Genomic DNA, 22,972 nt, shown 5'->3' with positions numbered 1-22,972 from the left:
TCTCTGTCTTTTCGCAAATTCAGTATCTACCAGTCTGTATATCGATAGTAACGTTATATAAAAATCTATACAACGAATATTTGCCTTTTGTTTATTGTGAGCAGCAGAGTGAGCCACTATGAAAACTAAGATCCCCGATGCCATGCTGGCAGCTGAGGTTAGTCGCCGAGGTTTGGTGAAAACGACGGCGATAGGCGGACTGGCGGTGGCCAGTAGCGCGTTTACCCTGCCATTTACCCGTATTGCAAATGCTGCAGAAGCCCTTAATCCAACACAGGCCAGTGAGAAAGTCATCTGGAGCGCGTGTACGGTGAACTGTGGTAGCCGCTGTCCTCTGCGTATGCACGTGGTAGATGGTGAAATAAAGTATGTTGAAACCGACAACACCGGTGATGACAACTACGACGGTTTGCATCAGGTACGCGCCTGTCTGCGAGGTCGCTCCATGCGTCGTCGCGTCTATAATCCCGATCGTCTGAAATACCCGATGAAACGCGTCGGCAAGCGTGGCGAAGGTAAATTTGAGCGTATCAGCTGGGATGAAGCCTACGACATCATTGCCAGCAATATGCAGCGTCTTATCAAAGACTACGGCAACGAGTCTATCTACCTGAACTACGGCACAGGTACGCTGGGCGGCACCCTGACACGCTCCTGGCCACCGGGCAAAACGCTGGTAGCACGATTGATGAACTGCTGTGGTGGCTACCTGAATCACTACGGTGACTACTCTTCAGCGCAAATCGCCGCCGGGTTGAACTACACCTACGGCGGCTGGGCAGACGGTAACAGCCCGTCAGACATTGAAAACAGCAAGCTGGTGGTTCTGTTCGGGAATAACCCAGGTGAAACCCGTATGAGCGGGGGTGGGGTAACCTATTACCTTGAACAGGCGCGACAGAAATCCAATGCCCGCATGATCATTATCGATCCTCGCTACACGGATACTGGCGCGGGTCGTGAAGATGAGTGGATCCCCATCCGTCCGGGTACGGATGCCGCGCTGGTAAATGGGCTGGCCTATGTTCTGATCACCGAAAACATGGTTGATCAACCGTTCCTTGACAAATATTGCGTAGGTTACGACGAGAAAACCTTACCGGCCGATGCACCGAAAAACGGTCACTATAAGGCGTATATTCTTGGGCAGGGCAAAGACGGTATTGCCAAGACCCCGGAATGGGCTGCGCAAATTACCGGTATTCCTGCTGAACGAATCGTCAAACTGGCACGTGAAATCGGTAGCGCTAAACCGGCATACATCAGCCAGGGGTGGGGACCGCAGCGTCATGCTAATGGTGAAATAGCGACCCGCGCTATTTCTATGCTGGCTATTCTGACCGGTAACGTTGGGATTAACGGCGGCAACAGCGGGGCGCGTGAGGGCTCATACAGTTTGCCGTTTGAACGTATGCCTACGCTGGAGAACCCTGTAGAAACCAGTATCTCGATGTTTATGTGGACGGACGCCATTGAGCGAGGTCCGGAGATGACGGCGCTGCGTGACGGTGTTCGTGGTAAAGATAAACTCGATGTTCCGATTAAGATGATCTGGAACTATGCGGGTAACTGCCTGATTAACCAGCACTCCGACATCAACCGCACACACGAAATCCTACAGGATGATAAGAAGTGCGAGATGATCGTTGTCATCGACTGCCATATGACCTCCTCGGCGAAATACGCGGATATTTTGCTGCCGGACTGTACTGCTTCGGAGCAGATGGACTTCGCACTGGATGCCTCCTGCGGGAATATGTCGTATGTGATTTTCACCGATCAGGCGATCAAACCACGCTTCGAATGCAAGACTATCTACCAGATGACCAGCGAGCTTGCGAAACGCCTTGGCGTTGAGCAGCAGTTTACAGAAGGTCGCACTCAGGAAGAGTGGATGCGTCATCTGTACGAGCAGTCGCGCAAAGCGATTCCTGATCTGCCAACGTTTGAAGAATTCCGCAAGCAGGGGATCTTTAAACAGCGCGACCCACAAGGGCATCACGTGGCGTACAAGGCGTTCCGTGAGGATCCTGACGCCAATCCGCTGACTACTCCGTCAGGTAAGATCGAAATTTATTCGCAGCAACTTGCCGAGATCGCGGCGACCTGGGAACTGCCGGAAGGTGATGTGATTGATCCACTGCCGATTTATACCCCAGGATTTGAAAGCCTGAACGATCCTCTGGTGGAGAAATTCCCTCTGCAACTGACCGGTTTCCATTACAAGTCTCGTGTCCACTCGACCTATGGCAACGTGGATGTTCTGAAAGCATCCTGCCGTCAGGAAATGTGGATCAACCCGATGGATGCGCAGAGACGCGGCATTAACAACGGCGACAAGGTGCGCATCTTTAACGATCGTGGTGAAGTGCACATCGAGGCGAAAGTAACGCCGCGTATGATGCCTGGCGTGGTGGCACTAGGCGAAGGAGCGTGGTATGACCCGGACGCAAAACGCGTGGACCAGGGCGGTTGTATTAACGTCCTGACGACCCAGCGTCCGTCTCCTCTCGCGAAGGGGAACCCATCACACACGAACCTTGTTCAGGTTGAAAAGGTGTAAGGAGTAACCGATGACAACCCAGTATGGATTTTTTATTGATTCCAGCCGTTGCACCGGTTGCAAAACCTGCGAACTGGCCTGCAAAGATTTTAAAAATTTAACCCCGGAGGTCAGCTTCCGCCGCATTTATGAATACGCGGGCGGTGACTGGCAGGAGGATAACGGCGTCTGGCATCAGAACGTCTTTGCCTATTACCTCTCCATTGCGTGTAACCACTGCGAAGACCCTGCCTGTACCAAGGTGTGTCCGAGCGGCGCGATGCACAAACGTGAAGATGGCTTTGTCGTTGTCGATGAGGACGTGTGCATTGGCTGTCGGTATTGCCACATGGCCTGTCCTTACGGCGCGCCGCAGTACAATGCTGAAAAAGGGCATATGACTAAATGCGATGGCTGCCATGAGCGCGTCGCTGAAGGTAAAAAACCTATCTGCGTCGAATCCTGCCCACTGCGTGCGCTGGATTTTGGTCCGATTGAAGAGCTCCGCAAAAAGCATGGCACCCTGGCTGCGGTTGCGCCACTGCCGGGTGCGCACTTTACCAAACCGAGTATTGTCATCAAACCTAACGCCAATAGCCGCCCGACCGGGGATACCACAGGTTATCTGGCCAATCCGAAGGAGGTGTAAGATGGGAAGTGGATGGCATGAATGGCCGCTGATGATCTTCACGGTTTTCGGACAGTGTGTGGTTGGTGGCTTTATCGTTCTTGCGCTGGCGTTGATGAAAGGTGACTTGCGTCCAGAATCGCAGCAGCGCGTGATTGCCTGCATGTTTGGACTGTGGGTATTAATGGGCATTGGCTTCATTGCTTCTATGCTCCACCTGGGCTCGCCGATGCGCGCCTTTAACTCGCTCAATCGCGTTGGGTCTTCGGCGTTGAGTAACGAAATTGCCAGCGGTTCAATCTTCTTTGCCGTTGGTGGTATCGGCTGGCTGCTGGCCACGTTGAAAAAAATGTCGCCCGCATTACGCAATCTGTGGTTAGTTGTCACCATGGTGCTGGGTGTGGTTTTTGTCTGGATGATGGTACGCGTTTATAACACCATTGATACTGTGCCGACCTGGTACAGCGTCTGGACTCCGCTGGGCTTCTTCCTGACGATGTTTATGGGCGGTCCGCTGCTGGGGTATCTGTTACTGAGAATTGCTGGCGTGGATGGTTGGGCTATGCGCCTGCTGCCGGCAATTTCAGTGCTTGCTCTGGTCGTAAGCGCCATCATGTCTGTCATGCAGGGGGCTGAACTGGCGACGATCCACAGTTCGATTCAACAGGCTTCTGCGCTGGTTCCGGATTACGGCTCGCTGATGGCGTGGCGGATTGTGGCGCTGGCATTAGCGTTGTGCTGCTGGATTGTACCGCAAGTGAAGGGTTACCAGCCTGCCGTTCCGCTGCTTTCCGTGGCGTTTATTTTGCTGTTAGTCGGCGAGCTGATTGGTCGTGGCGTGTTCTACGGGCTGCATATGACAGTCGGTATGGCGGTGGCGAGTTAATCCAAACTATGCCGGATGGCAGCTTGCGTCTTATCAGGCCTACAGATCCGTAGGCCTTAAAGCTGCGCGTCATCAGGCAATATGTCAGGCCAGGGTTTTCGCCCTGGTTTTACTTCTGCTTAGTTAACGTGTCGTAGCTGGTCATCAGATTGCGGTAGTCCGGAATGTGATTCGAGAACAGCGTTGCCAGACCTTCGATATCGTTGCGCCAGTCGCGGTGCAGCTCGCACGCTACTCCGAACCATGTCATCAACTGAGCGCCTGCTTGAGACATCCGATCCCAAGCTGAATGACGGGTAATTTCATTAAATGTGCCTGAAGCATCGGTTACCACAAAGACGTCAAAGCCTTCTTCAATAGCTGAGAGCGCAGGGAAGGCGACGCAAACTTCCGTCACGACACCGGCGATAATCAGCTGCTTTTTGCCGGTCGCTTTCACTGCCTTCACGAAATCTTCGTTATCCCATGCGTTAATGTTTCCTGGGCGAGCAATATAGGGCGCATCGGGAAATTGCGCTTTCAGTTCCGGTACCAGCGGCCCGTTTGGTCCTGTCTCAAAACTGGTTGTCAGAATGGTTGGGAGGTTGAAGTATTTTGCTAAGTCACCCAGGGCTAGCACGTTGTTTTTAAATTTATCGGGATCGATATCCCGAACCAGAGAGAGCAGGCCAGCCTGATGGTCGACCAGCAGTACTGCCGCATTATCTTTATCAAGTCTTACGTAAGGTTTAGTCATGATATTTCTCCTGTTCAGCATCAGTGGGGGAAATTTGATGAGTTTAAGTCTACGAAAAGAACGATGTCTGGAGTAGATGCCTAAATAAGAACTCACTGTTCTATTTTGAAGACAATGCAGCTCAGCATCCCGCATTGAGTTTAGTAAGAAATAAAAGTAAGGGTAATCCATGAAATTTTTCGACTGAACGTAACGCGAGATTTTTGTTTTAGATCAATAAAAACAAGCAGATGTGATTTTGTGTTTTTTATCTATTCACATTAAGAATCAGTAATGCAAATCGATCGACCAGAAAGCGCCTCAGCCCTTTGATTACGCCGATTGACAATGTTTTTAGCAGTGGCATGATGCGCATGAAATTTGAACTTCCTCACGGTTTTTATTCATGTCCACCTATACCCGTCCCGTCATGCTATTGCTGTGCGGGCTACTTCTGTTGACCCTGGCGATCGCCGTGTTAAACACGCTCGTCCCGCTTTGGCTCGCCCATGAAAATCTGCCCACCTGGCAGGTAGGCGTGGTGAGCTCGTCTTACTTTACCGGTAATCTGGTAGGGACGTTGTTGACAGGGTATTTAATAAAACATCTGGGTTTTAACCGCAGCTATTACATCGCCTCGCTTATTTTTGCCGCGGGCTGTGTCGGGCTGGGGATTATGGTGGGATTCTGGAGCTGGATGACCTGGCGTTTTATCGCCGGTGTTGGCTGCGCCATGATTTGGGTGGTGGTGGAAAGCGCGCTGATGTGCAGCGGGACTTCGCGTAATCGCGGACGTTTGCTTGCCGCCTATATGATGATCTATTACGTGGGGACGTTTTTAGGCCAACTGCTGGTGAGTAAAGTATCCACGGAATTGATGAATGTCCTGCCGTGGGTGACGGGTACTATCCTGGCGGGTGTTTTGCCACTGCTGTTTACGCGCATTGCCAATCAGCAGGGTGATGGGCAGCAGTCTACGCCTATTGTCTCCATGCTGAAACTCCGCCAGGCGCGTCTGGGCGTGAATGGCTGTATTATTTCCGGGATTGTGCTGGGGTCTTTGTATGGCCTGATGCCGCTGTATCTCAATCATCAGGGGGTGAGTAACGCCAGCATTGGTTTCTGGATGGCGGTCCTGGTAAGTGCAGGTATTCTGGGGCAATGGCCGATTGGCCGTCTGGCGGACAAGCTGGGACGTCTGTTGGTTTTACGCGTCCAGGTCTTCGTGGTGATCGTCGGGAGTATCGCCATGCTGAATCAGGCGGCGATGGCGCCCGCGTTGTTTATGTTGGGTGCGGCAGGCTTTACCCTCTACCCGGTCGCGATGGCCTGGGCCTGTGAAAAGGTGGAACATCATCAGCTGGTCGCCATGAATCAGGCATTGTTATTGAGCTATACCGTGGGCAGTCTGCTGGGTCCTTCATTTACTGCGATGCTGATGCAGAATTATTCAGATAGCTTGCTGTTTATCATGATCGCCAGCGTATCGTTTATTTATTTACTGATGCTGTTGCGTAAAACGGGCCATACACCCAATTCTATTGCGCACATTTGACCTGATTTAACAGAATATGAACAGGTTCCCATACATACTGTTTATGTATGCTTTATGGGAACCTGCATTATTTAATCACACACTTCTTTCCTAAAAATAAAGTGTGCAGAAGGTTATAGTTTTACATCCTGCCGTTTCCGCTCGCTCATTTTACCGCGCATAATCCCACGCCTCATTTATTGATAATCATAAAGCTTCCACGAAGGATTGCGTATGGCTGGTGTGCAGGAAAAACAATTGCGATGGTACAACATTGCATTGATGTCTTTTATTACCGTTTGGGGTTTTGGCAACGTCGTTAACAACTATGCCAATCAGGGATTGGTTGTTGTCTCCTCTTGGATATTTATTTTCGCGCTCTATTTTATTCCTTATGCGTTGATCGTCGGTCAGCTTGGCTCGACTTTTAAAGAGGGCAAAGGCGGCGTCAGTACCTGGATTAAACATACCATGGGGCCAGGGCTGGCCTATCTTGCTGCATGGACCTATTGGGTTGTGCATATTCCTTATCTGGCGCAAAAACCGCAGGCTATTCTGATTGCGCTGGGATGGGCGCTGAAAGGCGATGGTTCGTTGATTAAAGAGTACACCGTCGTGGCGTTGCAGGGGCTGACGCTGGCGCTGTTTGTCTTTTTCATGTGGGTTGCGTCCCGTGGCATGAAGTCGCTGAAAATTGTTGGGTCAGTTGCAGGCATCGCGATGTTTGTGATGTCCATTTTGTATGTCGTGATGGCGGTAACTGCGCCTGCAATTACGGATGTGCAGATAGCGACAACTAATATCACCTGGGAATCGTTTATCCCGCACATTGATTTTACCTACATTACCACGATCTCCATGCTGGTCTTTGCCGTGGGCGGCGCGGAGAAAATTTCGCCATACGTTAATCAGACACGTAATCCGGGCAAAGAATTTCCGAAAGGGATGCTCGTTCTGGCTGTTATGGTGGCGGTATGTGCGATTCTCGGATCGCTGGCTATGGGAATGATGTTTGACTCCCGGCATATTCCAGATGATCTGATGACGAATGGTCAATATTACGCCTTCCAGAAACTGGGTGAGTATTATGGTATGGGTAATTCGCTGATGGTTATTTACGCGATTGCCAATACGCTGGGACAGATTGCGGCATTGGTATTTTCTATTGATGCACCGCTTAAAGTTCTGCTGGGTGATGCTGATCGTAAATATATTCCCGAGAGCCTGTGTAAAACCAACGCTTCCGGTACGCCGGTAAATGGTTATATTCTGACGCTGGTGCTGGTGGCGATTCTGATTATGTTGCCAACACTGGGAATTGGCGACATGAACAATCTGTATAAATGGCTATTGAATCTTAACTCTGTCGTGATGCCATTGCGTTATTTATGGGTGTTTGTGGCATTCATTGCCGTTATTCGTCTGGCGCAAAAATATAAATCAGAATATGTCTTTATTCGCAACCGATCGCTTGCGATGACCGTGGGGATCTGGTGCTTTGCCTTTACCGCATTTGCCTGTCTGACCGGGATTTTCCCGAAAATGGAAGCCTTCACCCCTGAGTGGACATTCCAGCTCACGCTGAATATTGTGACGCCATTTGTGCTGGTTGGACTGGGATTGATTTTCCCGTTACTGGCGAGAAGAGGGCGTTAAGGCAGAGTCAGGTGGGTAACGTATCTGTTACCCACCATAAAACTCAATACATCACTTTATGTCCATATTGCTCGAGAATACCCTTCACGCGCTCCATGGTCTCTTTCTTCGGCGGCTTAACGCCGTCGAGTTTGTACTCTTCGCCCATTGCCACCCATTTGTGTTTGCCCAGCTCGTGGTAAGGCAGCAGCTCGATTTTTTCAACGTTGCCCATATCGCGGGTAAATTCGCCAAGGCGGTGTGCGGAGTCGTCATCGTCAGACCAGCCAGGTACGACAACATAGCGGATCCACACTTTGATGTCTTTGTTGGACAGGTAACGCGCGAACTCGAGTGTACGATGGTTAGATACACCCACCAGATTCTGATGGATTTCATCGTTCATTTGTTTGAGATCGAGCATGACCAGGTCGGTGACTTCCAGCAGCTCATCGATCACCGGATCGTAGCGGCGAACAAAACCGTTAGTATCCAGACAAGTATGAATACCTTCTTTTTTACAGGCCCGGAACCAGTCACGTACGAATTCAGCTTGCAAGATAGCTTCGCCGCCAGACGCTGTCACGCCGCCGCCGGAGGCGTTCATAAAGTGGCGGTAGGTCACCACCTCTTTCATTAATTCGTCAACGGTAACTTCTTTACCGCCGTGCGTATCCCACGTGTCGCGGTTATGGCAATACAGGCAGCGCATCAGGCAGCCCTGAAAGAAGGTAATAAAACGGATGCCCGGGCCATCAACAGTGCCACAGGATTCAAAGGAGTGAATGCGACCAATAACTGCCTTTTCAGGTGCAGTGATTGCTGTATTTTCTGTATCTTTACAATGGGTTAAGTTGCTCATATCGCTTTAAGTAACTCTAGTTAACTCTGGTTTATGGACACATTATGGACATTCTGGACACCGGATTCAGGGTGATTGCGTCCTGTAAAAAATCAGGGGCAAAGTGCGCATAGACCATTGTTTGCTGGATGGTCGAATGCCCAAGTATGCGTTGCAATGTGATTATGTTACCTCCATTCATTATAAAATGTGTGGCAAATGTGTGCCTCATTACATGAACGGCCTGCCCATCAGGTAGATCCGGTTTTACTTCCTTCAGGATTCGACGGACTGTGCTGTACTTGGCTTTGAACAAAAGCCCGGATTTCTTTCCCTTGATACGTAATGCCAGCTCTGCAGAGATGGGAACAGTTCGCCGTTTGCCGTTCTTGGTTTTCATGAACGTCACCATGTTTTGGATAATATGCTCAGCCTTCAAACGGGATACCTCTCCCCATCGTCCACCAGTAGCCAGACAGACCAGAGCAATATTCAGCTCATCTCCATCGAGTCTGGCCAGCAGCTCCTGAATTTCATCATCAGTCAGAAATGCCATTTCTGCTTCAGCTTCTTTAAGGCGCTTCACTTCACGCATGGGGTTATGGCCATGATATTCACCGGCATCAATCAGTTTGGTGAATAAACCGCTTAATATCGCCACATGTCGATTCACACTAGCCGGCTTTAAACCTTCACCCATAAGTATGACGCGGTAGTCGATAATTGCCTTTTTCGTTAGCTGGTCCGCACGATATACACCCATTTCTGCAAAACGGTGGAGAATTGTGGTTAACCTGCCGCGCTCAATATCGCCTCGCTCATGCAGTTTTCCGTGATAGATCCACCATAAGTCCAGCAGTTCGGTCAGCTTTCTCCGGTCTGCAGGTTTTTCCAGCCAATCTTTATTGTGAAAATTAACCAGGATATGACGCTCAAAGAGTTGGGCTTCACCCTTGGTGTTAAACTTCCGCCGAATACGTTTTCCGTCTGCACCCTGCGGCCTTACGTCCACTTCATATCGACCATCATCAAGCTTTTTAACAGACATAAAGCCCTCCGATGATGCGTGTTTCTACGTCTTGTTTCTGTTCATGACAAAAGGTAACCGTACATTTACTGCATAGATAAGCGGCGTGAATGCTTAGCCAATCTTTTTGCCTGAGTGCTGCAAGGTTGTTTCGTCTTGCCCAGAGTGTGCGAGAACCGGTGCGATTTGTCCGGATGCGGGATCTGTTTCATCGAACATGAACCAGTCGCGGTATTTTCTGAACCTTGCATGTTTGAAGATTTTTGCTCCAGCCTCGAAAGACATTTTCATCCTTCCCGCTTCATAGTTAGACAAGCTGCTATAAGGAATATCAACTAGTTGCGCCATTTCCTTTCGATTTAACCGTTCTGATTCTCGTATCAGGGTGAGTTTTTCGCTCTGTTCGTATGTTGACATAAGTATTCGTATCCGATAATTTAAACCCAATGCGAACCCAAACTAACTTCAGGTGACTTAATTTCACTTCAATTAGCTAGGGCAATCAGTACGGAGAATATCAAAATGACCACTAAATCAGAATCGGCAGAACATCTTTCATCGTCGATTTTCAGTACAAAACACCGCAGTTCTTCACAGAAAGCTGAAGACGAAAAACCGATGAATTTATCGAACCTCGCCGCCCTGGTATCAAAGGAGGTGTTTGCAGCCTCTATTGGCAAAACACCGAAGGCAGTTGTTGAGATGGCCAAGCAGGGGAAGCTGCCGGCGTTCTACATGTCAGATCCGCAGAAGCCGAACGGCAATGCTGAGTTATGGATAAATATTGAGGAATGGAACAAATACGCTGCTCATCTTGTAGAGCAGGCTCCGGCAGAGTGGCATAACTGGAAAAACCGTATCAGCCATAGCAAATCAACGCATAAATAAAATCATCGTTGGATAACATCATGAAAACAAAATATGCCACGCTTATTCGTAATTTGTTGCAGAGCTATCAGGCTCAGGTGACGGTAATCGAAAAAGAAAATTATTCTGTCCACAGTGACGGTATTCAGTTAATGGAATTAAACCTTCAGTTGGCTAAATGTCTGGAGGGGATTTCAGCAACGGCACGATTCAATAACGATACGGTTGATTTCGAAGAATTGCATAAAATTACCCTGATGGCGTTTAAAGGTGATATTCCGACTGAACATAATATTCCGGCGCTTTCTTCATTGGCCTCCGGTGAAATACGTAAAAGCAATTCTAACCTTAAGCCACTTACTGCTGTTCAACGTTAAGGGAATACTATGAAACATGTAATGATTGACCTTGAAACAATGGATAATAAACCAACCGCAGCCATAACAGCTCTTGCTGCTGTTTTCTTTAACCCTGAAACGGGTGAAATGGGTGAGCGTTTTTATCGTCGTATCAGTCTTCTTAACAGCGTGGACTATGGCTGTACTATGGGGGCTGATACTGTCCTGTGGTGGATGCGCCAGTCAACGGAGGCGCGTAGTGAATTTCTATGTGATGATTGTCAGGATATGGATTTTGCCCTGCAGGATTTTTCTGCATTCATCCAGGAAAATGGCGACCCTCACTATGTGCAGGTATGGGGTAAAGGCCCGTCTTTTGATAACGTTATTATTCGGCATGCCGCAGAACGATGTGGCTTCACGCATCCTTTCTGGAATTACTGGAATGATCGTGATGTCAGAACGATGGAACAACTGGCAAAAGACCTTGGTCTGAATTTGAAAAATATTATTCCCTTCGATGGCATACCACATCATGCACTTTACGATGCTATTCATCAGGCAAAAACGGTTTCCTACGTTTGGATGTATCTTATTAATATTGCCAGTGTGAAATAACTATGCTCACAGTGACCTCTCATGCAAGTGAATGTGTCATAAATAAAGCATTCACTCTGCTAAGCGAATATTACAGTGGCAAAAAGAATTATCAGCTTGTTAAACCACATTTTTATATAAAGATGAATGTATCTCTGCGCTGGCGCTTGCTCAGTAAAGATGATGGTAAAAGTTGGGAATTAATGACCCATGAACGTTATAACAAGCAATTCAGAATATAACTTTTTGCCTTGATGGCTGCTTTAATTACTGGGATTTCTATGAACGTCACCATTCAACAGGAAGTTGTCAGACGGTTAATTAATGACTTCTCCTTTAAAGAACGTGAACAGTATTTACAGCAGGGCGTTTGCCCTGCATGTCACAAGAAAGAACTGTTTACCAGTATCGAAAAGCCATGGATGTTGAAGTGTGGCCGCGAGAATAAATGCGGTAAAGAAATACTGGTCAAAGAGTTGTACCGGGACATTTTTGAGGACTGGTCAAAGCGTTATCAGCCCACACCCGAAACACCAAATGCCACTGCAGAAGCCTATCTCCGCGAAGCCAGGGGACTGGATACCGCGAAACTGGCTGGTTGCTATACCCAGGGTACTTTCCTCAAGAATGGTCTCGGCAGCGCCACGGTGAAGTTTAAGCTGGCGAACGGCAGCGGCTGGGAGCGCATCATTGATCAACCAGACCGTTTTAACCAGAAAGCCAATTTTATTGGTAATTATGCTGGCTACTGGTGGGAATATCCCGGTCTGGATTTGTCCGCGCAGAAAGAGATTTGGATCACCGAGGGTATTTTTAATGCCATTGCGCTTAATGAAGCGGGAAAGGCCGCAGTGGCCACCCTCAGCAGCGTTAATTATCCAAAGGCGCTGCTCGATATGCTGACTGAAATCCTCGGCGATAAGCCCCGTCCACGGCTGGTATGGGCATTTGATGATGATAAAGCCGGTCGCAGCCATATCATAAAATTTGCACGTCGCGCCCGGGATGCTGGCTGGGAAGTCTCTGCAGCGTTGCCCTCGGAAAATGGGTCGTCCCTTGACTGGAATGACCTGCACCTACGTGAACGGCTTGAACCACACAATATTACCCAGTATCGCCATTACGGACGTCTACTGCTGGCAGAAAGCCCGGCAGCGAAGGCGCTGGAGATGTACAACCATAACAGCTGGCGCAGCTTCTATTTTACCTTTGGTTTTCGCACTTACTGGTTTGAACTGGACTTTGAAAAATACTCCAGGGCATACGACCGCATACAGGAGCTGGAGGGGATATTTGACGATGAACTTGCCAAAGAGAAAGCCATTAAGGAATCGGGAAGCCTTGAAGAAATCGCCAATTGCGTGATGCAACCGCTGTATTACCAGGTATCAAAACCCACCGATGAGGCGTGGTATTACCTGCGTGTTATGGCTCCCAATATGCCGACGGTAAAAAGCACGTTTACCGCCAGTCAGTTGACCAGTTCTGCAGAGTTTAAAAAACGTCTGTTGCATATGGCCAAAGGTGCACTCTTTACCGGCACTACTAAGCAGCTGGATATCATTTTTCGTTCTCTGCAGAACATCAAAGAGGTAAACACCATGAACTGGCTCGGGTTCAATAAAGACCATAATGCCTGGATATTTAATGATGTTGCCATCAGTAAAGGACGTGTTTTCACGCTGAATGAGGAGGACTATTTTGATATTGAAAAGCTATCCATCAAAAGCCTGAGCCTGACACCCTCGTTAAACCTGAATGTGGATCTGCGCGATTTTGAAACGAACTGGGTTAATGACATCTGGACGGCATTCGGAACCAAAGGCTATATCGCGCTGGCATTCTGGCTGGGGTCTTTTTTTGCTGAGCAGCTGCGCCAGCGTAATAAATCCTATCCATTCCTTGAGATAGTGGGCGAACCGGGAACCGGTAAATCCACTCTGATAGAATTTCTGTGGAAGCTCTGCGGCCGTGAAGATTACGAAGGGTTCGACCCATCGAAATCAACGGCTGCCGCGCGTGGCCGTAACTTCTCTCAGGTATCAAATCTGCCTGTTGTTCTGATTGAAGGTGATCGCCAGTCGGTTGAAGGGAAGTCCAAAAACCTCCGGGCGTTTGATTATGACGAACTGAAATCTCTCTATAACGGACGAGCATCCCGCGCCCTCGGTATCAAGACCAACAATAACGAGACATACGAACCACCGTTCAAAGGTGCAATAGTCATCGCGCAGAACGCCGATGTTGATGGCTCAGAGGCGCTGCTATCCCGTCTGATTCATATTGCAACTGACCGTTCTGGCCAGACGCCTGAGACAACAGCTGCTGCTGTACGTCTTGAGCAGATGCCGGTTCAGGCAGTATCAGGGTTTTTGATAAAAGCGACATCGATGGCTGATGAACTGCTGGCAGAGTACGACAAGCATCTTGCTATAGCTCAGCAGCAATTTAAGACGCAGGGCATCATTAAATCTAACCGTATCAGTCTCAACCACGCGCAAATTCAGGCGATGCTGGCCGTTTTGCCACTGGTTGTGCCGGTACCTGCAGATCGCATTCAGCAGACCTGGAAATATGCAGTAACGCTGGCAGAAGAACGTCAGAGAGCGCTCAATAAGGATCACCCACTGGTGCAGGAATTCTGGGAAATGTTTGATTACCTGGACGGTCAGGAATCAGCAGGAATGAACCACTCTGCCATATCTGAACCGAACGAGATTGCTGTCAACTTTAACCATTTTGAAGAAGTGGCAGCGCATTACCGGCAGCGCCTCAACTTTACGATGGTTGATATCAAAAAGCTGCTTAAGAACGGGAGTAAACGCAAATATCTGCGTACCTGCTCTGTGCGTAGTGATGTCAGCAAACAATTCAATCAGGGAAAAGACACCGCATATCGTCGTTCTGAAACGTATTACTGTTGGGTATTTAGTCGGGAAAAATAAGGGGAATATTATGAATATTTTTTGCAAACTTTATGAGGTTGGTAGTTTTCAGGTGCTTGTTGAGAAAGTCATTGATGATGAAGATAAACCGGCTATTTTATTTCGCTGGAATCCAGAAGACGGGGTAATTAAAGTTGTTGATTATAGCCTCAGCTTCGATTCTCTCTCTGCCAGAGATGTCGTTTTTCGTAATATGAATTTAACATTTATCCGGTTAATGATGGAAAAAAATCAACACTATTTTGACTTACTTAATGGAAGAAAAACAACACTAAACGATATTAGCGTTGGCTGGATTGGGGTTGATCCGGCGCAGGCTAACGGGGAGGGAAAATAAATGACAAATATCAAAGTGTATAAAATTGATTATGATTTGAAAGCTAGTGTCACCATTGAGATAGACCACGATATCGTTAGTGAGGCTGATTTCCATGAAATAAATAACTTCTGGATGAATGCAGACTGGCGCGTTGAGCAGAACGGTGGGGTTATTAACGCTGTTTTGAAAATGCTGGCGCGAGAAATTATGTACATCCAGTTCCCGGATGGTTATACCATTGATGGTTTGATTAAACAGTTTGACTGGGATTCTGGTAATGGGCAGGAAGGATGGCCACCGATGGATGGAAGTCACGGTATTAAAATTATTGATACCGAAGATTTAGAATTAGAAAATGATGATATGTCTATTGAGATATTATAAAAAAGGCACCGAATAGCGGTGCCTGATATTGTGGTTTTATAACATTGCAGGCCTGTCCAGCCCTTTCAGCCTTCCCATCAGCTCGACCTTTTTCTTTGGGTCGAGCGAGCCAATTAGCCCCACCAGTAAGTCATCTAATGATTTTCTGCTGGGGCTGAGAGTATGTTTAAACGATACCTGCAGAACATATGTATGGCCGCAATTCACGTCACTGCAGGCACAATACGCTTCAGTGAGTTGAGGGTGAATGGGATTGGTTGATTTAATCACCGCTCTGGCCCCGCATTCTGGACATTTAATCCGCATTTTATGCTCCTTGCTATCACCAGATTTAATATTCATTTGCGCTTAAAATTTACCCCATTATGCGTCAATTGGTTCCGATTGTGTAAAGATAATGCGCAAATTTGCAGGGATGTCACTATCATTATTCACGGCGTCCCGGATAAGTTTTTGTATCGGGGTAACCTCATCCCGCTGGTAAGCGTCCCGTGTTTTTGTGATATCCGGGAATGAGCTGTTGTTGTTCGGCATCATCCCGGCCAGTCCAGGCGGGAAACGATGGGCATTCAGGATGTCCTGCATCGAGATATTCTTGATGTTCACAAACTCATCTTTCGCGGTCATGTCGCTGACAGGTAAGAGTTGTACACCTTTTTCTTTCCCGCCCGGGATGTTGATCAACATAGATTTGAAGTTGCCTACACCTTTGCCGGCGGCAATTTGTTCTTTTAATTCGTTCTCCATTTCGTCTGTCATATTCGGATCCGTTGTGTACAGGATGTATCCGAGATGAGCGCCGTTTTTGTAATAACGGCGTCGGAAAATAGTGGCTTCGTTGTTGAGCATGGCACTGTGGATTCCGCCGAGATAATCGGGTTTACCGTATACCTGCTGACGTGTGTCATAGAGTTTGATAAAGACAATTTCTTTCTCGGCATACGTCAGCGCTCCGCTTTTCTGCAGGATGTAATATTTCTGGTCCTTTCCGCGGCGCAGATAAAGTGAGGGCAGGGGATGCAGGCCAATCACCTTACCAAAAGCATTACGCAGTTTGAGCAACGCAACATCGCCAAATGTGAGCAGGTTCATTACTGCAGCCTGAATATTTTCCTGCATCATGCCGCCACCGCTGACAAAATCGGCGGTGATCATGTTGGTTCTGGCTCGCAAAATACCACCATGCTGGCCGTTGATATCCGGTAATTCAGCAAGCGCCAGCCGGTTGACTGGCAGGGTGTAGAACTGGCTCGAACTGTCGTAATACACCGGTTCATATTCCAGTGGGTTGAGGATAGCCCGCTCCGGGTTGCCAAAGGTGATCATGCTCATTTTCTGCTGTGCCGGCGCGGTGTTTTCTGCCGTTACGGGTTTACGGTTCTTTTTGCTCATCCCAGAATCCATCTCGATTTGCGTTTATGTTCGGTATTCAGCGGCTCGTTCTGCATAGCGTGTGATATCGCCCAGAATGAGTCGGCGTGCCCGGTTTCCTGTGACCGCGTAGCGACGAACGTCATGGCGTTACCGCTGGCGGTGGTGGTGCGTTTGATGGCCATAAAGCTGGCCGCGATGTCCTTGTCTTCCCGGTCCCACTCGATGCGATTGCCGCCAACCACGTCGATCATCTTCAGTACCAGACGGTTTTTACTTTCCACGCTGTAGTGGATAGGTACGGCCTCCCGGGGCGCGAATGCGCTGACAATATCGAATACGCCGGCACCGATGCCGGTGACGTCGATCCCGATGTAGGTGAGGTTGTACGCCTCTTTGATTTTTTTGATTTGCTCGGCCTGGAACTTGAATGACAGGCCTGTCCAGACCCATTTTCTCAATACCCGATATTTTTCGGCGGCATACAGCGGCACCGCGATAACCACAAATGTGGCGTTGTCGGTAGTGCGGCTGGGGTCATAACCTCCCCAGACTTCCCGGTTGCCGAAGGGGCGCGGGTCATCTGGCTTGAAGTCCTGCCACATTGCCGGGTCGGTACCGCATTTCATCAGCTGGTCGAAGCCAAAAACGGCATCTTTATCGTCAACGAACACACACATAAACAGCATGTCGAAGGCGGGGCCGCTGTAGCGGTCACGCAGGTCATCAATATTTGCCAGATTAAATCCGGCTTTTACCGCGTCTTCGATGGTGACAATAAAGCGCCATTGTTTATCCGGGCATAGCCTGCCACCGTCACGCAGCTCGGCCTCGGTCGGGAACTCAATGTGTTTACGTTCCGGGCGCCCCCTACGCCATTCGTCCCCGGTCCAGAACGGATACGCCTCATGCGCTTTTGAGCTGGGTGTAGAGAAATAGGTGATGCGCCAGTGGTCATGCGTGGCCATCGCTGATGCAACGTCATTCAGTTTGCGGAATTTCGGGATCCAGAAATACTCATCGATATAGACGTTGGCGCTTTCTGATTGGGCTGTATTGCTGTTCGTTCCCAGAAAACTCATCTCAGCGCCGTTGCTCAGGCGTATCGGGTTACCGGTCAGCTCGATGCCGAGAAATTTATGCGCTATCTGCACGATATAGCGTCGGAATACTTCAGCCTGGCGTTTTGATGCAGACAAGAAAACCTGTGGCTTTCCATTGAGGATCGCGTCTTCCAGTGCCTCACCGGCAAAATACCAGGTGGCACCGAGCTGTCGGGCTTTAAGGACATTACGGATTTTCTGATGCAGGTTTTCTCGCAGCGTCAGCTGGTACCCAAACAGTACCGACACCCACTCGTTAAAGCTGTCAGCGGTTATCTCACTGACATCATTTTTGCGCTTACGGCCTTTGCGTTGCTGGTTGGTACCTTCATCTGTGAGGGTACCAGCCGCGCATGATTTGCCACTCTCCTGCAGGTGTTGCAGCTGCAGCAGCTTCTCTTCCCGCTTTGCGCGCTGAGCCAGCAGTTTTACGTGATGGCCAACGAGCTGATCCAGCTCCTGCAGCTCGAGCTGTGATTTGCCGTCACGGTCTGTCAGTACCTGGATACGGCGTGATAATGCTGCCTCTACACCTTCCTCGCTCAGCAGGTCACGCCAGCTGAACTTCTTTGCCCAGTAGTAGATGATGCGCACGCTGGGTAGTCGTAGCTCCTCTTTGATCTCCTGCGGTGTCCACCGTTTGAGATACAGGGCGCGGGCGACGTCCCTGATTTCCTCTGAATATTTCTGCGCCATATTCCCTCTGGCCATTGTTCCTTTTTGACCATTCTGACGGGATGGCAAGAGATTACATTCCGCTAAATTCCGCTGCGTTCCGCTATCAATACGTAGCGAAATCCCTCGAAATCCCACTAAGTGAATTTCTTTTCTTGTTCCGTTTTACTGGTGCCCAGGGACAAAGAGGACAGGGACGTTATGCCACGTTTACGCACAGACTGGATTTGTGTTGCTACCGCAGGGAAAACAGCGGACGGACGCGAAATCAAGGAAGAATGGCTGCAGGAAGCGGCCGATACCTATAATCCACAAACTTATACCGCTCTTATCTGGCCACGCCACGACACACTTGAGGCGCGAGCGTGGAGCTATAACTACGGTGAAGTTGCTGGGCTGAAAGCAGAACGTGTGGATGGTGTTCTCAAATTGTTTGCCCAGCTCATGCCAAATGACTGGCTGATTGCCACCAACGAATCCGGGCAGAAACTTTTTACATCTATTGAAGTTGTCGAGAATTTTGCCGGCACCGGGAAATATTATTTGTTTGGGCTGGCGGTTACAGATATTCCGGCCTCTCTGGGTACTGATCGCCTGATGTTTAGTATGGGCAGTACGCAATCTGCGCTGGAACAGGGAGGAGCAGAAATGTTTTCTCTCGGTGAACTCAGAGAAGTTAGCGAAGAAGCCAAAGCCCGGGAGAAGAACTTCCTCCAGCGCTTCTTCAGCCGCAACAAAGACAACCCACCTCAAACCAAGGACGAGGACGAAATGACCAAGGAACAGTTCGATGCGCTGATGGGGCGCATGGATACGCAGGATGCGGCGATTACCGGCATTCAGGAACAGGTGAAAGCGTTCAGTGTCGGTAATCAACCCGCCGATCCTCAAAAGCAGGAAATTAAGCCGGAAGACAAACCGACCACGGTTATCACGGCCGAGCAGTTTACTCAGTTGGAAGGGAAGCTGGATGGCCTTGTGCAGAAGTTTGAGCAGGTGGCCAGCGCGAACACCACCAAAAAACCGGATGAAAATCCAGGCGAAGAAAACAAAGTCTGGTTGTAAGGAACAGGGATGAAACCACAAACCGAAAAGCTCGTACAACAGGTACGTGACATTCTGGCCAAACAGTATGGCGCTGATCCAGCCGTGATTTTGGCGGGTAAATCATTTGCCATTACAGGACCACAGGAAGAACGTCTGCTGGGTGCGGTTCAGGAATCTGTTGATTTCATGAGCCTGATTAATATGCCACTGGTGACGGATATTGCCGGTGAGAAAGTATTTGCTGGCATGCAGCAAACTATCACCGGCCGCAAAGCAACCGGTCGCTACCGCCGTAATATTAACCCCGCCGGTGCGAAATACACCTGTGCGCCGACAGACAGTGGTGTGATTGTGCCATGGCATCTGGCCGATACCTGGGCGCGTATGGGCGATCAGTTTATGGCGTTGTATGCGCAGTTTGTGCAGCGCCAGATTGCACTCGATCAGTTGATGATTGCTTGGAATGGTACGTCTGTTGCTGACAGTTCTGATCCGGCCACCAACAAGCTGCTGCAGGATGTGAACACAGGCTGGCTGCAGTGGATGCGAACCAATCTGGCCAAAAATATTCTGACTGGCGGTAAGACTGCCGACAAAATCAAAGTCGGGACCGATGCAACGGCTGACTATACCAGTCTCGATCATCTTGCTTATGACCTGCGTCAGGGACTTGACCCCGTACACCGTCAGCGTACTGACCTGGTACTGATGGTCGGTGCTGACATTATCGCTAAAGAAGCGGATGCTGCCGGCAAGATGCATGGTCGTACTCCGACCGAACGTGCGGCCATGAAACAAATGGATCTGATGGGGTCATTCGGTGGTCTGCCGGCTGTCATTCCTCCACAGTTCCCGGCGCGTGGGTGTGTCATCACCACTTACTCTAACCTGTCGATTTATACCCAGACGGATTCGATGCGTCGTGGCTTCAAAGACGATGATGAGCTGGCAGGCCTGGTGGACTCCTACTACCGCAACGAAGCGTACGTGGTGGAAGACGAAACCCTGTTTGTGGGTATCGAACCGGCGAACGTCGTGCTGGAAGGCGACAAAGGCACAACCACTAATCCGTAAGGGGTGTTATGAGCCTGTTTCGTGATCATCAGCGCCGTGTTGAAGCGGCGCAGGCAATGGCTGCGGGTAACGTTGAGGCAGCAACCAATGCTCCTAACAGCCTGCATCTGCTGGTCACGGCACTGGCGGTGGATGTGCAACGGTTGCGCAGCCTGTCGCAGATTGGGCAGCGGATTGTGATGAAGCGTGACGAACTGCTACCACGATGGATGCCGTATGTGCGGGAATATCTTGCAGGCGACTCCGTCCATCTGCACCCGGTGTTCTCGTACTGTGTGATCTGGCTGTTCGACGTGGAAGATTTCAGCCTGGCACTGGACTGGGCTGACCTCGCCATTGAACAGGGGCAGGACACACCGGCAAATATCCGCAGCGATTTTCCGCATTTTGTGGCGGATACAATGCTGGCATGGGCTGAGCGTGAAGCGGATAACGGCCGCGCGGTAGAACCGTACTTTTCACGCGTCAGTCAACGTGTCCTGGAGGAATGGCCGGTCAACGAGATCGTCAAAGCCAAGTATCTGCGGTTCTCTGGCCTGCAGCTGTTGCGTGGGAAAGATGGCAGGCCATTAGCATCTGCCATCGATGATGATGTGCAGTTAGCCAAAGCAGATATGTTTCTGGCAGCGGCACAGGATATGTACCCACAGATTCAGGTTCGTACGCTTAGGGACAAAATTGCACAGCGCCGGCGCAAGCTGACGCTGTAACGAGCACCGACCCACGGCGGCTCGCAGGGGAGACAACAGGCATCAGCCTAAATTGTCGTGGAGCCTGGTCTGAGCCGTCTTTTCCAGGGAGAACGTATGTTCAACGGCAAGCCAATTGATTATCAGGATATTGCTGTCACTAACGATGGATTCTGGCCTGACCTGAATGTGAAAGACTTTCAGGACAGCCGGAATATCCCGGCAGATATCGCTGCCGGCACGGTGGCCGATGCCCTTGTCAGCGCGATGGCGCAGGTCAATGCCAGCCTGATTGCGCGTCGTGATTACTGGACGGGGATGGGTATCGTTAAAGCCTCTGCCGTTTCGGGGCCGTCATATGAAGGGGAAAGTTACGTTGTCGCGCAGTACCGTAAAGCGGTATTTGCCCGGGCGAAAGCGGACCTGATGGGCGAATGGATCAGCGTTGTCCGGGTAAAAACGGATGCGCAGCCGGCGGCAGAGGAAACCCGGGACAGCCTCCTGGCTGAAGCCAACTTTGCGTTGCGTAGCCTCAAAGGGCTGTCACGCGTAGGAGTGTCCATCATATGAGCCTGCTGGAATCGCTGACTGATTTTGTAAGAAGCAACATGCCGGAACGCGCCATGGACGGGTTTGACAGCCTCATGGATGAGGTGCGTTTCGTGCCGGCCGCGCGCGACCTCGGAGCGGGGCAGTATCGTCTGGCCATCATGCAGTATACGGCCACGCTGGCATGGGAGCGTTTCCCGTACCGTATCTGTCCACCGCAACTGATTATGGCGCTGCTGCTGTCCTGGTACCAGAACGACGGGGCTGCGGCGATGGATGCCATCAATGTGGACTGGGAACTGCCCGAACTGGATGTGGAAATCATCGATAACGAAACGGCCATTGTGGTGGTTACCGCTCAGATGGCTGAACCTCTCGATCTCCTGGAAGATGCGGACGGTGCTATTCCGCTGGATGGCCAACGCTGGAAGCTGGCCGATGCGACGGTCTGGACGGCTGAACAGGCCACACTCTTTTTCGGTAGCGGGAACGGGACATGGCCGGTGCAATCCGAGGTGAGTTAAACCCCACGCAACTGAAAGCGCTGCGTGATGCGCTGAAGTCACTGGAGCTGCCGCCGGCAAAGCGCCGCCGTCTGCTGTGGCGGCTGGCGAAATTTGGTCTGGTGGCAGCAGCAAAGCGAAACGTACGCAATCAGCAGTCACCAGAAGGGGCTGCATGGGCACCGCGTAAAACAAAGCGCAGAGGCAAGATGCTGCGCAATTTGCCAAAGCTCATCCGCATCCGGGAAATGCCGGAGATTGATGCAGTCAGGCTTTATCTGAGCGGGGGAAACTACCGCAACGGCACACGCGAAGTGCCTGCCGGCACGGTGGGATATGCACAGCAGAACGGTATGACGGCGACAATCAGTGCCCGTCAGTCATCCGGCAGCAGCCGCCAGTCAGGACCGGCAACACTGCGACAGGCAAAGCGTCTGCGCAAAGCCGGATTCAAGATGCGCAGCGGTAAACGCTGGCGAACGCCGGGTTACAAAGAAATTCAGTCGAAGGTCAGCGCTGCTCAGGCGGGGTTGTTGATTCGCAAGCTGGAGGGGACTCCGGCAAAACAGACATGGACCGTCACTCTGCCTGCCCGTGAGTTTCTGGGTATCGGGGAAACGGATTTTATGAACGCACTCGCTCGCCAGCTGCAGGCCATTGGTTTCGGCTGGGATGTGAATGCACAGGATATAAGGGGTTAAGG

The 22,972-nt window shown here is 50.1% G+C and carries 24 protein-coding genes; 17 read left to right on the top strand and 7 right to left on the bottom strand.

Annotated elements, in window-relative coordinates:
• Positions 1–118 precede the first annotated feature (118 nt).
• The 3 genes from dmsA to GFB57_RS19635 are packed head-to-tail and all read left to right on the top strand — an operon-like array spanning position 119 to position 4,056.
• On the top strand, positions 119–2,563 hold the full coding sequence (gene dmsA, locus GFB57_RS19645) for a dimethylsulfoxide reductase subunit A (RefSeq protein WP_003035739.1): 2,445 nt from the start codon (positions 119–121) through the stop codon (positions 2,561–2,563).
• 10 nt (positions 2,564–2,573) lie between these two features.
• The gene (locus GFB57_RS19640) at positions 2,574–3,191 is read left to right on the top strand and encodes a DMSO/selenate family reductase complex B subunit (RefSeq protein WP_003035741.1); all 618 of its coding nucleotides are present in this window, start codon (positions 2,574–2,576) and stop codon (positions 3,189–3,191) included.
• A 1-nt stretch (position 3,192) separates the two neighbouring features.
• The gene (locus GFB57_RS19635) at positions 3,193–4,056 is read left to right on the top strand and encodes a dimethyl sulfoxide reductase anchor subunit family protein (RefSeq protein WP_003035744.1); all 864 of its coding nucleotides are present in this window, start codon (positions 3,193–3,195) and stop codon (positions 4,054–4,056) included.
• A gap of 109 nt (positions 4,057–4,165) precedes the next feature.
• Here the strand turns inward: GFB57_RS19635 and ycaC are convergent, their stop codons facing one another.
• Positions 4,166–4,792 (bottom strand): isochorismate family cysteine hydrolase YcaC, encoded by a 627-nt coding sequence (ycaC, locus tag GFB57_RS19630; protein WP_003035746.1) that lies wholly within the window; start codon positions 4,790–4,792, stop codon positions 4,166–4,168.
• 385 nt (positions 4,793–5,177) lie between these two features.
• Here ycaC and GFB57_RS19625 point away from each other — a divergent pair, with 385 nt between their 5' ends.
• Together GFB57_RS19625 and GFB57_RS19620 are read left to right on the top strand one after the other, a co-directional pair.
• The gene (locus tag GFB57_RS19625; protein WP_003035748.1) at positions 5,178–6,326 is read left to right on the top strand and encodes an MFS transporter; all 1,149 of its coding nucleotides are present in this window, start codon (positions 5,178–5,180) and stop codon (positions 6,324–6,326) included.
• Between the two features lie 213 nt (positions 6,327–6,539).
• The gene (locus GFB57_RS19620; protein WP_003035749.1) at positions 6,540–7,961 is read left to right on the top strand and encodes an amino acid permease; all 1,422 of its coding nucleotides are present in this window, start codon (positions 6,540–6,542) and stop codon (positions 7,959–7,961) included.
• A 43-nt stretch (positions 7,962–8,004) separates the two neighbouring features.
• Here the strand turns inward: GFB57_RS19620 and pflA are convergent, their stop codons facing one another.
• The 3 genes from pflA to GFB57_RS19605 all read right to left on the bottom strand — a co-directional run bounded on the left by pflA (position 8,005) and on the right by GFB57_RS19605 (position 10,225).
• Complete coding sequence (pflA, locus tag GFB57_RS19615; protein ID WP_048231800.1) at positions 8,005–8,802, bottom strand: pyruvate formate lyase 1-activating protein; 798 nt, start codon at positions 8,800–8,802, stop codon at positions 8,005–8,007.
• Positions 8,803–8,833: 31 nt separating this feature from the next.
• On the bottom strand, positions 8,834–9,829 hold the full coding sequence (locus GFB57_RS19610; protein ID WP_290366896.1) for a tyrosine-type recombinase/integrase: 996 nt from the start codon (positions 9,827–9,829) through the stop codon (positions 8,834–8,836).
• Between the two features lie 93 nt (positions 9,830–9,922).
• Positions 9,923–10,225, bottom strand: a complete 303-nt coding sequence (locus GFB57_RS19605) for a helix-turn-helix transcriptional regulator (RefSeq protein WP_290366895.1) — start codon at positions 10,223–10,225, stop codon at positions 9,923–9,925.
• Between the two features lie 201 nt (positions 10,226–10,426).
• Between GFB57_RS19605 and GFB57_RS19600 the strand changes: the two genes are divergently transcribed.
• The 6 genes from GFB57_RS19600 to GFB57_RS19575 all read left to right on the top strand — a co-directional run bounded on the left by GFB57_RS19600 (position 10,427) and on the right by GFB57_RS19575 (position 15,258).
• On the top strand, positions 10,427–10,696 hold the full coding sequence (locus GFB57_RS19600; RefSeq protein ID WP_290366978.1) for a Cox family DNA-binding protein: 270 nt from the start codon (positions 10,427–10,429) through the stop codon (positions 10,694–10,696).
• 20 nt (positions 10,697–10,716) lie between these two features.
• Complete coding sequence (locus tag GFB57_RS19595; protein ID WP_153983853.1) at positions 10,717–11,052, top strand: hypothetical protein; 336 nt, start codon at positions 10,717–10,719, stop codon at positions 11,050–11,052.
• 9 nt (positions 11,053–11,061) lie between these two features.
• Positions 11,062–11,631 carry a 3'-5' exonuclease gene (locus tag GFB57_RS19590; RefSeq protein ID WP_290366894.1) on the top strand — a complete coding sequence of 190 codons (570 nt, stop codon included), beginning with the start codon at positions 11,062–11,064 and terminating at the stop codon, positions 11,629–11,631.
• Between the two features lie 260 nt (positions 11,632–11,891).
• Complete coding sequence (locus tag GFB57_RS19585; RefSeq protein ID WP_290366893.1) at positions 11,892–14,555, top strand: toprim domain-containing protein; 2,664 nt, start codon at positions 11,892–11,894, stop codon at positions 14,553–14,555.
• Positions 14,556–14,565: 10 nt separating this feature from the next.
• Positions 14,566–14,892 carry a hypothetical protein gene (locus GFB57_RS19580; protein WP_290366892.1) on the top strand — a complete coding sequence of 109 codons (327 nt, stop codon included), beginning with the start codon at positions 14,566–14,568 and terminating at the stop codon, positions 14,890–14,892.
• Positions 14,893–15,258 (top strand): DUF2528 family protein, encoded by a 366-nt coding sequence (locus tag GFB57_RS19575; RefSeq protein WP_290366891.1) that lies wholly within the window; start codon positions 14,893–14,895, stop codon positions 15,256–15,258.
• 36 nt (positions 15,259–15,294) lie between these two features.
• On the opposite strand, the gene GFB57_RS19570 is transcribed toward GFB57_RS19575, so the two are convergent.
• The 3 genes from GFB57_RS19570 to GFB57_RS19560 are packed head-to-tail and all read right to left on the bottom strand — an operon-like array spanning position 15,295 to position 18,428.
• Positions 15,295–15,564, bottom strand: a complete 270-nt coding sequence (locus tag GFB57_RS19570; RefSeq protein WP_048231788.1) for an ogr/Delta-like zinc finger family protein — start codon at positions 15,562–15,564, stop codon at positions 15,295–15,297.
• Between the two features lie 57 nt (positions 15,565–15,621).
• Positions 15,622–16,650, bottom strand: a complete 1,029-nt coding sequence (locus GFB57_RS19565; RefSeq protein WP_290366890.1) for a phage portal protein — start codon at positions 16,648–16,650, stop codon at positions 15,622–15,624.
• Entirely contained in the window at positions 16,647–18,428 is a 1,782-nt protein-coding gene (locus tag GFB57_RS19560) for a terminase family protein (protein ID WP_290366889.1), read from the bottom strand. The genes GFB57_RS19565 and GFB57_RS19560 overlap by 4 nt, the downstream gene beginning before the upstream one ends.
• Positions 18,429–18,608: 180 nt before the next feature.
• Here GFB57_RS19560 and GFB57_RS19555 point away from each other — a divergent pair, with 180 nt between their 5' ends.
• From GFB57_RS19555 to GFB57_RS19530, 6 genes are all read left to right on the top strand, one after another.
• Entirely contained in the window at positions 18,609–19,472 is an 864-nt protein-coding gene (locus GFB57_RS19555) for a GPO family capsid scaffolding protein (RefSeq protein WP_290366888.1), read from the top strand.
• A 9-nt stretch (positions 19,473–19,481) separates the two neighbouring features.
• Positions 19,482–20,528 carry a phage major capsid protein, P2 family gene (locus tag GFB57_RS19550; RefSeq protein WP_290366887.1) on the top strand — a complete coding sequence of 349 codons (1,047 nt, stop codon included), beginning with the start codon at positions 19,482–19,484 and terminating at the stop codon, positions 20,526–20,528.
• Positions 20,529–20,536: 8 nt separating this feature from the next.
• Positions 20,537–21,238, top strand: coding sequence for a phage terminase small subunit (gene gpM / locus GFB57_RS19545; protein WP_153983844.1), 702 nt, complete (start codon positions 20,537–20,539; stop codon positions 21,236–21,238).
• Between the two features lie 96 nt (positions 21,239–21,334).
• A complete protein-coding gene (locus GFB57_RS19540; RefSeq protein ID WP_153983843.1) occupies positions 21,335–21,787 on the top strand; it encodes a head completion/stabilization protein in 453 nt (150 codons plus the stop codon).
• A 53-nt stretch (positions 21,788–21,840) separates the two neighbouring features.
• Entirely contained in the window at positions 21,841–22,290 is a 450-nt protein-coding gene (locus tag GFB57_RS19535) for a phage tail protein (protein WP_319886309.1), read from the top strand.
• On the top strand, positions 22,263–22,970 hold the full coding sequence (locus GFB57_RS19530; RefSeq protein ID WP_290366885.1) for a phage virion morphogenesis protein: 708 nt from the start codon (positions 22,263–22,265) through the stop codon (positions 22,968–22,970). The genes GFB57_RS19535 and GFB57_RS19530 overlap by 28 nt, the downstream gene beginning before the upstream one ends.
• Positions 22,971–22,972 lie beyond the last annotated feature (2 nt).

Origin of the sequence: Citrobacter sp. S39 (assembly GCF_009495675.1) — a bacterium.
Lineage (GTDB): Bacteria > Pseudomonadota > Gammaproteobacteria > Enterobacterales > Enterobacteriaceae > Citrobacter > Citrobacter freundii.
The sequence above is the reverse complement of the archived record's forward strand: the minus strand, read 5'-3'. Positions and strand labels throughout refer to the sequence as shown.

What these genes read in the sequence shown, in the direction of transcription:
- dmsA (WP_003035739.1), top strand. Translation starts at nt 119, where the DNA reads ATGAAAACTAAGATCCCCGATGCCATGCTGGCAGCTGAGGTTAGTCGC.
- GFB57_RS19640 (WP_003035741.1), top strand. Translation starts at nt 2,574, where the DNA reads ATGACAACCCAGTATGGATTTTTTATTGATTCCAGCCGTTGCACCGGT.
- GFB57_RS19635 (WP_003035744.1), top strand. Translation starts at nt 3,193, where the DNA reads ATGGGAAGTGGATGGCATGAATGGCCGCTGATGATCTTCACGGTTTTC.
- ycaC (WP_003035746.1), bottom strand. Translation starts at nt 4,792, where the DNA reads ATGACTAAACCTTACGTAAGACTTGATAAAGATAATGCGGCAGTACTG.
- GFB57_RS19625 (WP_003035748.1), top strand. Translation starts at nt 5,178, where the DNA reads ATGTCCACCTATACCCGTCCCGTCATGCTATTGCTGTGCGGGCTACTT.
- GFB57_RS19620 (WP_003035749.1), top strand. Translation starts at nt 6,540, where the DNA reads ATGGCTGGTGTGCAGGAAAAACAATTGCGATGGTACAACATTGCATTG.
- pflA (WP_048231800.1), bottom strand. Translation starts at nt 8,802, where the DNA reads ATGAGCAACTTAACCCATTGTAAAGATACAGAAAATACAGCAATCACT.
- GFB57_RS19610 (WP_290366896.1), bottom strand. Translation starts at nt 9,829, where the DNA reads ATGTCTGTTAAAAAGCTTGATGATGGTCGATATGAAGTGGACGTAAGG.
- GFB57_RS19605 (WP_290366895.1), bottom strand. Translation starts at nt 10,225, where the DNA reads ATGTCAACATACGAACAGAGCGAAAAACTCACCCTGATACGAGAATCA.
- GFB57_RS19600 (WP_290366978.1), top strand. Translation starts at nt 10,427, where the DNA reads ATGAATTTATCGAACCTCGCCGCCCTGGTATCAAAGGAGGTGTTTGCA.
- GFB57_RS19595 (WP_153983853.1), top strand. Translation starts at nt 10,717, where the DNA reads ATGAAAACAAAATATGCCACGCTTATTCGTAATTTGTTGCAGAGCTAT.
- GFB57_RS19590 (WP_290366894.1), top strand. Translation starts at nt 11,062, where the DNA reads ATGAAACATGTAATGATTGACCTTGAAACAATGGATAATAAACCAACC.
- GFB57_RS19585 (WP_290366893.1), top strand. Translation starts at nt 11,892, where the DNA reads ATGAACGTCACCATTCAACAGGAAGTTGTCAGACGGTTAATTAATGAC.
- GFB57_RS19580 (WP_290366892.1), top strand. Translation starts at nt 14,566, where the DNA reads ATGAATATTTTTTGCAAACTTTATGAGGTTGGTAGTTTTCAGGTGCTT.
- GFB57_RS19575 (WP_290366891.1), top strand. Translation starts at nt 14,893, where the DNA reads ATGACAAATATCAAAGTGTATAAAATTGATTATGATTTGAAAGCTAGT.
- GFB57_RS19570 (WP_048231788.1), bottom strand. Translation starts at nt 15,564, where the DNA reads ATGCGGATTAAATGTCCAGAATGCGGGGCCAGAGCGGTGATTAAATCA.
- GFB57_RS19565 (WP_290366890.1), bottom strand. Translation starts at nt 16,650, where the DNA reads ATGAGCAAAAAGAACCGTAAACCCGTAACGGCAGAAAACACCGCGCCG.
- GFB57_RS19560 (WP_290366889.1), bottom strand. Translation starts at nt 18,428, where the DNA reads ATGGCGCAGAAATATTCAGAGGAAATCAGGGACGTCGCCCGCGCCCTG.
- GFB57_RS19555 (WP_290366888.1), top strand. Translation starts at nt 18,609, where the DNA reads ATGCCACGTTTACGCACAGACTGGATTTGTGTTGCTACCGCAGGGAAA.
- GFB57_RS19550 (WP_290366887.1), top strand. Translation starts at nt 19,482, where the DNA reads ATGAAACCACAAACCGAAAAGCTCGTACAACAGGTACGTGACATTCTG.
- gpM (WP_153983844.1), top strand. Translation starts at nt 20,537, where the DNA reads ATGAGCCTGTTTCGTGATCATCAGCGCCGTGTTGAAGCGGCGCAGGCA.
- GFB57_RS19540 (WP_153983843.1), top strand. Translation starts at nt 21,335, where the DNA reads ATGTTCAACGGCAAGCCAATTGATTATCAGGATATTGCTGTCACTAAC.
- GFB57_RS19535 (WP_319886309.1), top strand. Translation starts at nt 21,841, where the DNA reads ATGGACGGGTTTGACAGCCTCATGGATGAGGTGCGTTTCGTGCCGGCC.
- GFB57_RS19530 (WP_290366885.1), top strand. Translation starts at nt 22,263, where the DNA reads ATGGCCGGTGCAATCCGAGGTGAGTTAAACCCCACGCAACTGAAAGCG.